General features: G+C 50.9%; 1 protein-coding gene. It reads left to right on the top strand.

Features of this window, described 5'->3' with window-relative positions:
- Window positions 1–75: 75 nt before the first annotated feature.
- A protein-coding gene (locus BMZ51_RS23690; protein WP_139201490.1) for an IS3 family transposase occupies window positions 76–1161 on the top strand; the annotation gives its coding sequence in 2 pieces (ribosomal slippage) (window positions 76–331 and window positions 331–1161; 1087 coding nt annotated over the 2 pieces). This gene is flagged as partial in the annotation.

The following is a 1161-nucleotide window of genomic DNA, read 5'->3' as shown; positions in this document are numbered from 1 at the left end:
TCCGGTTTTTAGGGCAGGTTGTATAAGTGGATTTTGCTTCTGAAACTGGCATGATGCCAAGGACAGGAGATCACAATGACCAGACGTCCCCGCCGGAACCATAGTCCGGCCTTTAAAGCGAAAGTAGCGCTTGCTGCTATTCGCGGTGAGAAGACCCTGAGCGAGTTGGCTCAGGAGTTTGATGTGCACGCAAACCAGATCAAACAATGGAAAGAGCAGGCCCTTGCGGCGATGCCTGATGTGTTCGGGGCTGATAAACAGGCTAAGCAGGAACCTGAAGTGGACATCAAACGGCTGCATGCCAAGATTGGGGAGTTGGCTTTGGAGAATGATTTTTTGTCCGGAGCGCTCACCAAAGCAGGACTACTGAGCGCCAAAAGATGATTGACCGTAACCATGATCTTTCAATCAGCCGCCAAGCCAAAGTCTTAAGCCTGTCCAGAAGCAGTGTTTACTACCGGCCTCGTCCAGTTTCAGCGGAGACGTTGAAGCTCATGCGTCGGCTGGATGAGTTGCACCTGGAGCATCCATTTGCGGGCAGCCGTATGCTGCAGCAGCTCTTGAAGGCAGAAGGCTTTGACATCGGCCGACGCAGGGTACGATCTTTGATGAAGAGGGTGGGTATTGAGGCAATCTACCGAAGGCCAAACACGTCCAAACCAGCAGTGGGACATAAAATCTACCCGTATCTCCTGCGTGATGTAGAGGTTTTAAGACCCAATCAGGTCTGGGCGATCGACATTTCCTATATTCCCATGGCGAAGGGCTTCATCTATCTGGTGGCAATCATTGACTGGTATTCACGCCGCGTTTTGAGTTGGCGCTTATCCATCACCATGGAAGCGGATTTTTGTATTGAGGCACTGGAAGAAGCTCTCGCCAAACACGGTAAGCCAGAGATCTTCAACTCCGATCAGGGTTCTCAGTTCACCAGCATAGACTTTACCGATGTGCTCAAGCGCGAGGACATCAAGATTTCTATGGATGGCAAAGGAGCCTGGCGCGACAATATTTTCATCGAACGGTTCTGGCGCACGATCAAATATGAGGAGGTCTACCTCAAGGCCTATGCCAATGTGCCAGAGGCGCGACAATCCATTGGGCAATACATCACCTTTTATAACCTGAAGCGCCCACATTCATCACTTGACTGGAATACCC

This window comes from Pseudovibrio axinellae, assembly GCF_900110875.1.
Classification (GTDB): domain Bacteria; phylum Pseudomonadota; class Alphaproteobacteria; order Rhizobiales; family Stappiaceae; genus Pseudovibrio; species Pseudovibrio axinellae.
This window is presented reverse-complemented; position numbering and strand designations above follow the sequence as displayed.